This is a genomic window from Amycolatopsis antarctica, from assembly GCF_002262875.1.
GTDB classification, from domain to species: domain Bacteria; phylum Actinomycetota; class Actinomycetes; order Mycobacteriales; family Pseudonocardiaceae; genus Amycolatopsis; species Amycolatopsis antarctica.
On sequence record NZ_NKYE01000013.1, the window covers coordinates 193,229 to 202,799 of the forward strand.

At 68.5% G+C, this 9,571-nt stretch carries 7 protein-coding genes; 6 read left to right on the top strand and 1 reads right to left on the bottom strand.

Going from position 1 to position 9,571, the window contains the following annotated elements:
* Positions 1-17: 17 nt before the first annotated feature.
* A complete protein-coding gene (locus CFN78_RS20550) occupies positions 18-845 on the bottom strand; it encodes a PP2C family protein-serine/threonine phosphatase (RefSeq protein WP_094864474.1) in 828 nt (275 codons plus the stop codon).
* Positions 846-928: 83 nt separating this feature from the next.
* Between CFN78_RS20550 and CFN78_RS20555 the strand changes: the two genes are divergently transcribed.
* From CFN78_RS20555 to CFN78_RS20580, 6 genes are all read left to right on the top strand, one after another.
* A complete protein-coding gene (locus CFN78_RS20555) occupies positions 929-2,728 on the top strand; it encodes an N-6 DNA methylase (RefSeq protein WP_094864505.1) in 1,800 nt (599 codons plus the stop codon).
* A gap of 27 nt (positions 2,729-2,755) precedes the next feature.
* Positions 2,756-3,655 carry a serine/threonine-protein kinase gene (locus tag CFN78_RS20560; RefSeq protein WP_094864475.1) on the top strand — a complete coding sequence of 300 codons (900 nt, stop codon included), beginning with the start codon at positions 2,756-2,758 and terminating at the stop codon, positions 3,653-3,655.
* A 174-nt stretch (positions 3,656-3,829) separates the two neighbouring features.
* On the top strand, positions 3,830-5,131 hold the full coding sequence (locus tag CFN78_RS20565; protein ID WP_240519573.1) for an IS701 family transposase: 1,302 nt from the start codon (positions 3,830-3,832) through the stop codon (positions 5,129-5,131).
* Positions 5,132-5,219: 88 nt separating this feature from the next.
* Positions 5,220-6,488 carry an HNH endonuclease signature motif containing protein gene (locus tag CFN78_RS20570; RefSeq protein ID WP_276307346.1) on the top strand — a complete coding sequence of 423 codons (1,269 nt, stop codon included), beginning with the start codon at positions 5,220-5,222 and terminating at the stop codon, positions 6,486-6,488.
* A 1,275-nt stretch (positions 6,489-7,763) separates the two neighbouring features.
* Positions 7,764-8,291: a hypothetical protein gene (locus CFN78_RS20575; protein ID WP_133116399.1), complete on the top strand. Its 528-nt coding sequence runs from the start codon at positions 7,764-7,766 to the stop codon at positions 8,289-8,291.
* Positions 8,292-8,500: 209 nt separating this feature from the next.
* Positions 8,501-9,307, top strand: coding sequence for an abortive infection family protein (locus CFN78_RS20580; RefSeq protein ID WP_240519574.1), 807 nt, complete (start codon positions 8,501-8,503; stop codon positions 9,305-9,307).
* Positions 9,308-9,571: the final 264 nt, after the last annotated feature.

Below are 9,571 nucleotides of genomic sequence, written 5' to 3' on the forward strand. Positions count from 1 at the left end.
GGTCAGTGCCTTGCCGGTCAGTGCCTGCCGGAGGCGAAGGGGGCGCGGATCGAGCCGGTGCCCGTGTCCGGGGCCGCCGCGCCGAGCAGTTCGACGTCTGAGCGGACGGGCCTGCCGGTGCCGACATCGCAGACCACGCAGGTGACGTTGTCCGGCCCTCCTGCCGCGTTCGCCGCTTCGACCAGCCGGAACGCGGTCCTCCGCGGGTCCTCCGCGCCGCCGAGCAGTGGGAGCAGTTCGCTGTCGCCGACGACGTCGGTGAGCCCGTCCGAGCAGATCAGGTATCGGTCGCCGGGCCGGGGTTCGTGCACGGACAGGTCCGGTTCACCGGCCTGGGCGGTCTGCAGCGCCCGCAACAACATGGACCGCCGCGGATGGTCGGCGACCTGCTCGGGGTTCAGCGTGCCCTCGTCGACCAGGCTCTGGATGAGCGTGTGATCCCGGGTGATCGGTACCAGTTCGCCCGCCCGCAGCAGGTACGCCCGGGAGTCGCCGATGTGCGCGACGGCGACGCGCTGGCCGTCGGTGAGCAGGGCGGTGAGCGTGGTGCCCATGCCGCGCAGGTCGGGGTCGCGTTCGGCCAGCCCGACGATGCGCCGTCCGGCCTCGGTGGCCCCTTCCGCGAGCGTGGCGACGGGGTCGAACGGGGCGCCGTCGGCGGCGAGGCGTTCGCCCAGCTCGGCCAGCGCCGAGATCGCGGCGACGCTGGCCACGTCCCCGTGCGGGTGGCCGCCGATGCCGTCCGCGACCGCGAGCAGGCGGGGACTCACGTAGGCGGAGTCCTCGTTGCGGCTGCGGCGCCTGCCGGGATCGGAGGCGGCGGCGTAGTCGAACGCGTATGTCATGACACCAGTGAAGCATTGGTTGATTCAGTTCACAAGCAAAAAGGTCGTGGACCCACGATCACGCGGCGGCTATGGTCGGTCAGGTGAAGCACGACGCCACCGTCAACGCCGGTGACATCGCCCGTCTGGTCGATGTCGGCCGGGCCGCCGTCAGCAACTGGCGGCGGCGGCACGCGGACTTCCCGCGTCCGGTCGGCGGCACCGCGTCGAGTCCGCTGTTCTCCCTGGCCGAGATCGAGGAGTGGTTGCGGCGCAACGGGAAGCCGTTCACCGTCTCGGCGGCCGACCGGCTCTGGCAGCGGCTGCGGGCCACCACGGGAGACCTCGACCTCGGCCCCCGCGTCGTGCAGGCCGGAGTCCAGCTGCTCGGCGGAGATGTGCCCGGACTGCCCGGCGAACGGTATGGCGACGGGATCGCCGACGCCGAAATCCTCGCCCTACTGGCCGAACTGGCCGCCGATCGCGGGCCCGGGCCGGCGTTCGAGTTCCTCTGCGAGCGCTACGCGGAGGTCCACTCCCGGCGCCTCTCGGCCACCCCGCGGGCGGTGGCCGAGCTGATGGCGAAGGTCGTCGGCACGCCCGGCACGGTGCTCGACCCGGCATGCGGGCTCGGCGCCCTGCCGCTGGCCACGTCGGCCCCCCGGGTCCTGTTGCAGGACGCGGACGGCGTGCTCCTCGCCATCGCGGCGCTCCGGCTGCTGCTACGCGGCGCCTCCACCGGTCACGCCTCGGTCGATTCCCTGCGGCACAACGCTTTCCCGGACGAACTCGCCGACGCCGTGCTGTGCGACCCGCCGTTCAACGAGCGCGCCTGGGGTTACGACGAGCTCACCACCGACGCCCGCTGGGAGTACGGCCTGCCACCCCGCGGCGAACCGGAACTGGCCTGGGTCCAGCACTGCCTGTCCGCCGTGCGCCCGGGCGGACCGGTCGCGATCCTGATGCCACCCGCCGTTGCCGGACGCCGGGCGGGCAGGCGTATCCGCGGAAACCTGTTACGCGCAGGGGCGTTGCGTGCCATCGTCACGCTCGCCGACGGCGGATCCGACCTGTGGTTGCTGCGCAGGCCCGTCGCCGGGGAACGGCCATCCTCGGAGATCCTGCTCGACGAGGCCGGGCCCGATCTGTCCACAATGGAACGTCCTTTGCGGGCGCAGCTCGACGGCGAACCCCTGGGGCACACTGTTCGCATCATCGACGTCCTCGACGACGACGTGGACTGCACTCCCGCGCGGCACCGGCCCCGGCACGCCGGACGCGACCTGGCCCGCGAGTTCTCCCTTGCCCGTCAACGCTTCGACGCGATCACGACGCGACCGCCCGCGTTCGTGGTCGCCGAGCCCCGGCAACGCCCCGGCGTGACGATCGCCGAACTCGTCCGTGCCGGATCGCTCACCGTCCGGACCGCTCCTGCCCGGCCGGCCGGGGAATCCGGCGACCTGCCCGTCCTCACCGCGGAGGACCTCGTCCACGGCGGCAGGCCCACCGGCCGCACCGCCGACGTGCCGGACCTGATCCGCCTGGACCCCGGTGAGGTGGTCGCGTCACCGCTCGGACCCGCACGTGTCGTGGGCGAGGGCGGCGCGGTGCTGGGGCCGAACCTGACGGCATACGCCGTGGACCCCGCGGCCATCGACCCGTACTTTCTCGCCGGCTGTCTGCGCGCCGCGGCCCCCGGCGCGCGTACGGCGTCGAGCCGGCTCGACCCACGGCGCATCCGTCTGCCACGGCTTTCGCTGGCACAGCAGCAGCTCCACGGACGGGCGTTCGCGGAACTGCTCGCCTTCGAGGACGGTGCGCGGGAGGCTGCGGCGACGGCGGAAACCCTTGTCCGGCTAGGCTTCGACGGTCTCGTCGACGGACGCCTCGTGCCCGGCGACTGACGCCGTCACCGGGCCTGGAGGACACCGATGCTCATCGCCGATCGTTACGAGCTCGACGAGCTCCCGCTCGGCAAGGGTGGGATGGGTGCCGTGCACCGTGGTCACGACAAGCACCTCGGCCGCCGCGTCGCCGTCAAGTTCCTGCGCCTGCCCGGCGGTCCGGACGACGAGCTGGAACGGCGTTTCATCCGCGAGGCACGCATCCTGGCTAGACTGGAGCATCCCGGTGCGCCGGTGCTGTACGACTTCGGTACCCACGATTCGCGGCTCTACCAGGTCATGCAGTTCATCGACGGGGTCACCGTCGCCGATCTGGTGGCGGAGAACGGTCCGGTTCCGGTGCCCTGGGCGTGTGCGATCGCGGCGCAGGCCTGCGCGGTGCTGTCCGCCGCGCACGCGCTGTCGATCTGCCACCGCGACCTGAAGCCGACAAACCTGATGCTCCGGCCGGACGGCAGCGTCACCGTTCTCGACTTCGGGTTGGCGATGCTGCGTGAGGCCGATGTCGCCCAGTTCACCCGTGCCGGGCAGATCCTCGGGACGCCGGCGTACATGGCACCCGAGCAGATCCAGAACGGGGTCACGGAACCGCGGAGCGACCTGTACGCGCTCGGGTGCGTGCTGCACGAACTGCTCACCGGCAGGCAGTTGTTCACCGGGCCGACCGCGTATGCCGTGTTCGAGAAGCAGGTGCGGGAGGCGCCGCCGGAGGTTCCCGGGCTGCCGGGGGCGCTCGCCGAGGTGCTGCGCGACGTGCTCCGCAAGGACACCGGCGAACGGCCCGCCGATGCGGCCGACCTGTACGAACGGCTTCAGTCGTTCGCCGTCGAACTGCCCGCGCTGCCTGGTTTCCTGCGTTCCGCGCTCTCGTCGAGTCCGTCCCGGATGTACGCCGGGATACTGGGGCGAGTGGGCGACTTCTTCTGACGGTCACCCGCGTTTGGGGGCTGGGTCTTAGTACTCCAGCCGGACTTTGTGATGTCGCTGGTGGGCCGCGCGGAGGCAGGCGCGGCCACCAGTTGATCGTGGTCGGTTGTGTGGACTTCCCAAGATCGGCTGGTGGCCGCGGGCCCCAGCGTAAACCCTGACCGGTGGGCGGTGATGATCGAGGAGTTGACCGGCCGCATCGCTGGCCGGTTCACCCGCGTCGAACCCCGCCGACGAGCACGCGCACTGCTGCTGGGACTGCTCTCCGACCTGCCGGACAAGAACTGCTGGACCATCTCCGAACATGTCGGCGACGACACCCCCGACGGTATGCAACACCTGCTGCGCTCAGCAGTCTGGGACGCCGAGAAGGTCCGCGACGACCTGCGCGACTACGTCACCGAACACCTCGGCGACACCGGCGCCGTGCTCATCGTCGACGACACCGGCGACCTCAAGAAAGGCGTCCACACCGTCGGCGTGCAACGCCAATACACCGGCACCGCCGGGCGCATCGAGAACGCCCAGGTCGCGGTCTACCTCACCTACGCCACCGACGCCGGGCACGCGTTCATCGACCGAGCTTTGTACCTGCCGAAATCCTGGACCACCGAGCCCGGCCGCCGCGCCGACGCCGGAATCCCCGCCACCACAGGGTTCGCGACGAAACCGGCGCTGGCGAGAACCATGATCGGACGTGCCCTCGACGCCGGTGTCCAGGCCGGGTGGGTCGCCGCCGACGAGGTCTACGGCGCCGACCCCACGCTGCGCACCGACCTCGAACAACGCGGCATCGGATACGTCCTCGCCATCGGCCGCGACCGCCGCGTCACCATCCCAGCGGGGAGGGTGCGCGCTGACGGTGTCGCCGCGAGGCTGCCCAAGCACGCCTGGCAACGCCTCTCCGCAGGAGCCGGGGCGAAAGGACATCGCTACTACGACTGGGCATTCGCCGACATCGACACCGACGAGCCGAACGGGCACCGGTGGCTGCTGATACGTCGCAACCGCACCACCGGCGAGCTGGCGTTCTACCGCTGCTACTCGCCCCAACCGGCGCCGCTGCGGATCCTGGTTCACGTCGCGGGCCGCAGATGGACAGTCGAGGAATCGTTCCAGACCGGCAAAGGCCTCACCGGGCTTGACCAACACCAGGTCCGGCGCTGGACCTCGTGGCACCGCTGGACGGTGATGGCGATGCTCGCCCACGCCTTCCTCGCCGTCGTCGCGTCCACCGAACGAAACCCCGAACCGGCGGCCGTCGGCTGGATTTCCTTAACCTGCAAAGAAATCCACCACCTGTTCGCCACCCTCATCAGCCGACCAGTACTCGATATCGCACACCGGATCCGCCGCTCGAAATGGCGCAGACGCCACCAACACCGCGCCCGGCAAATCCACTACCCAGCGACAATCCACCCACGAACCATGACCATCACGAACTACGACTGGAGTACTAGTGTGGCATTAGCGTGATAGGGCGGGTCATGAATGGGACTTTCACATATTGGGGGTACCTGATGGTGTTATTTCCACTCTCGTGAATGCCCGCTACAATGGACATATGATCGATGGGGGATCTGTAGAAGTTCAGCTATCCACGATTCTGGACATGGAATCGCGAGAAACAGTGCGCGTCGACCACAGCGGTGTGAACCACGGCGGGCCGACCGGTGTCAGGCTCGGACGGTTGTCGCGGCGGGGGTTGCTACGGGTCATGCGGGATGCCGAGGCCGCACGCTCCCGCGCCGACGCCGTGCAGGTGCGGGCCATGGCCCGCTTCGCTGCCCTATCCGAAGGCCCGCGTGGGGTGGCAGCCGAGATCGCACTGACCTTGGCGACCACCGAACACCGCGCGCAGCGCATGGTCGCGATGGCACAAGCATTGACCACCCGACTACCGGAAACCTTGGCGGCGATGGAAACCGGCGTCATCGACGCCTACAAAGCCTCCAAAATTGTCGACGCCACCAACCCGCTATCGGACGAGCACGCCGCTGCCGTCGATGCTGCAATGGCTGGTCGAGTGGATGGTCGGAATCCATCCAGTATTCGCCGTGCGGTCGTGCGCCAAGTCGCGCACGTTGATCCCGGCGGGCATGCCGAACGAGCCCGGAGACGGCGGCTGGATCGCCGTGTGCAACTGGTGCATCAGGACGACGCCATGAGCACCCTCATCGCCGACCTGCCCACCGAAACCGCCACCGCCATCTACACCCGCGTGGACCGCATCGCCACAACCCTGCGCGGCCACACGGAGACCCGCACCCTGGAACAACTCCGTGCTGACGTGTTCGCCGAACTCTGCCTCGGCCACCGTCAGAGCGAACCCCGCACCGAAATATTCGTCCACGTCGCCGCCACCACCCTCGCCGAAGCAGACGATCAGCCCGCCGAACTATCCGGCCACGGACCGATACCGGCCTGGCTCGCCCGACACCTCGCCACCAACCCCAGCTCCGTGCTGCGCAAAGTGGTCACCGACCCGGTCACCAGAACCGTGCGCGATGTCGGACGCACCCGCTACCGACCACCCACCGCGTTGGCCGAACTCATCAAAGTCCGCGACCGCGAATGCCGCATGCCCGGCTGCCACCGACCAACACACCTATCCGACATCGACCACACCACCGACTGGGCACACGGCGGCACCACCGCCGCTGACAACCTCACCAGCCTCTGCCGACGACACCACCAACTCAAAAACACCCCCGGCTGGCACCTCCACCAAGACACCACCGGAACCCTCCACATCACCACCCCCACCAGACAACACCACACCAGCCAACCCCAACCCCTCCACCCACCAACCAACCTGCCAGCACCCTTCTAGCCCACCGATGAGCGCCAAGCGCCAGCGACGATGGAGTACCGAACGCCCGAGCGTCTTGTCGACCAACGAACACCGAGTACCTGAGCGCCCAACAAGTGGTGTCCGCAAGTTGTTGGGCGAGAGCCCAAACAGGCGGGAACCCCAGTGCCCCGTCGACTGAGAACTCAGTGCCCCCGTCGAGGACCGCACCGATCACCAAGCCGCACAGCGCAAACCGCCACGCCAACACCCCGCCGACCGCGTGGCCGGGGCGAAGGTCGACCGGATTGCGCCCACGACGGCACACCCTCTGCCCACCCGCACCGCCAACCCAACCAACCGAAACCAGTGCCAGCACAGAACCAGAACCCCGCGCGCCGGCCCCCGGGGTCTGGCAGGCACGAGGTCATAACAACGGGACCCATTCACTCCGAGCGCACAGCACCCACACGCACCGGGAACAGGACCACCACGACAACCGGACCAGAACAACGTTCCGTGGGGAACTGCCGCTGGCGACCGCCCCCACAACCAGCCCCGTGAAGCGGCAGTTTCACACGGCCCGCCGAAGGCGTGCCCTTAACTCAGCCGTTGCCATCCAGCACGGTGACCCCGTGGCACAGGGGCCCCTTGCAGCGCACTGGCCCGCGCAGTTCCGTGACCGCCCAGCACTGTGCTGCTCAGCCCGTGACCGCCCATCCCGTGGCCGCCCAGCCCCCAGCCGTGCCGCCCCGAGCCGTGCCTCCTCCGGGTGACCGCCCAGCCCCGTGGCCGGTGGCAGGCGAACCGTCCACAGCGGAGCCCCTCGGCGAGGCCTGTGGTGACCTGTCCACAGCGAGCCCTCCGTGTGACGGCTGACCGTGCCCGCTGGCAACCGGGCGGTTCGCGATCCGCGGATGGTGCTTGCCACCTGGGTAAACGTCTCGACACAGGTAGCGGCCCGGGCGGAGCCGGTCGGGCCGTACGAGCGGAACCGATCCATCCACACGGGGCTGGTTGAAAACCTTTGAGTCCCTGGTCAGGGGCCATGGGGTTTCGGCGTTGGAAACGTGACCTTGGGGATTTGGAAACAAGCCGCTGTGTGGCTTGCCTGCGGCGGTCGTTTATTGCAAGCACTACGGTGACGGTTACCCTCGGGCGATCAGTGTCGTGGCCGGAGGGGGCTGCTGATGGGTTCGTGGGTCGGCGGGTGTGGTCGTGTCGTTTGAGAAGCAGGGTGGTGCGCCGCGCCGGTTGCAGGTGTCGCTGCCTGCGAGGCTGGCCGAACCTGTCCGGGACGCCGCCGAGGGCAGAGACATGTCGGTGGCGGAATGGGTGACGGTTCAGGTGGAGCGGGGTTTGGGGGTGCCGTGGGGGCGGCGTACGGATAAGCCGTTCCCGGTCAGGGTTCCCCGGACGGTGGTGGTGATCCGGTTGCCGCCGCGTCAGCCTGGTCAGAGCCTGGGGCATGCTTGGTCGGCGGCGATGGAGTCTGATGCCGAGTTGGTGTGGGTGGCGATGGGGCAGTACCGGCGTATCGGGCAGAAAGCCCGGTTGGCGGCGCGGTATGTGGGATGCGCGGACCCGGACGGGCTGGTGCGGTATGTGTGGCGGATCGACGGGTGGTCTGGGCATTACTCCGGCAGGATGGCGCATCCGGTAGGTGGGGAGTTGCTGGCCGATGACCCCGGCGACTCGGTGGGCGGCGAGGAGGCGTCGGAGAGCCGGACGATTGCGCGGTTGTTGGTGGGGGCGCGGATGCCGCCGCAGCCCAACCCGATCCGAATCATCTGGGGTGTCGACGTACAGCCGATCAAGCGACGCCGCAGGTCGCCCTGGTACTGACACCCGGTAGTAGGGCGCGTAGTCCGGAATGCGATCGACCAATCCCAATCGGTGACACTAGATTTGAGGGTTGTGGCACCAGCGGCAACCGTGGCCGCGCGGTATCCGATGGTCTGGTCGAACGTCGATGAAGGAACACCATGCCCCTACCCCCTGCTGGTCGTCGCGAACTTATTAACGTCCGAGCCCGTGCGGCGATCCGTGACCTGATGAGCGACACCGTGCTCCGCGACATCGACCAAATGTGGCAAGACGAATTGTTCCCTGTTGCGGAGGACCCCGCACCTGTTGGCGGTCAACGAGCAACCCGGTTCCAGGGCTACCTTGACCAAGTCGATTGGACCGACCAGTCGCACGTTGCGCGCGCCATCCGAGTCTTCGAAGTCGCGCTCAAACCCTGGTTCAACCCTCCAGACGGCTTCACATGGGGGTTTGAGGTCGCCATCCCGCGACTCCGCCGGTTACTGGAGCGCGACGGGTACAAGCTGACCGACGACGGCACGATCACAGGTGGGCCCGTGGCGGTCGTCGCGGATCAGCTCTTGTCGAACCTGACTGATCCGGCGGTCATCCAGGACCACCTCAACCGGATCGTCCATGCGATCGAACACGACGACCCCGCGTTGGCGATCGGGTCGGCGAAGGAGCTGGTGGAAAGCACGGCGAAGGTTGTGCTCCACGAAGTTGGGCAAGCGTTCTCCAACAAGGACGATCTTCCCGAACTGGTTCGGCGCTCCCAGGTCGCGCTGGCCGTACACCCGAGCAATGCAACCGTCGGCCCGGACGGGTCGGATGCGGTGAAAAAGATTCTCGGCGCCACGGTCGTCGTCACGTCCGGCGTCGCTGAACTGCGCAACGCTGGATTCGGCACCGGTCACGGCCCCGGGGCCGCCCGAAGCGGCCTCGGGCCCCGCCACGCGCGGCTGGCCGTCAACGCGGCGCGGCTGTGGTGCGAGTTCATGCTGGACACGCTGGCAGACAAGAGCGCCCCGTGGAAACAACAGCGTGAACCCTGACGTCGAGCACGGTTTCGTCACGGCATCAGGAAACCAGCAACGAGTGCCCGCCTACCGACGATCACCCCAGCGTGCGCCCCACGACCCTGATAGTCGGCTTACTGGCCCTCCTGGTGGCCGCCCTGGGTGTCCTACTCGGGACTGTTTCAACATCGGTGTTTCTGGCCCGACACGCCGGACTGAGGTCCGGCGGGATGGGCACTGTGAGTGATGACATCGGACCTTGTGAGTCCACGCAAGAGTGAGAAGTCCGGGCGGCAGCTG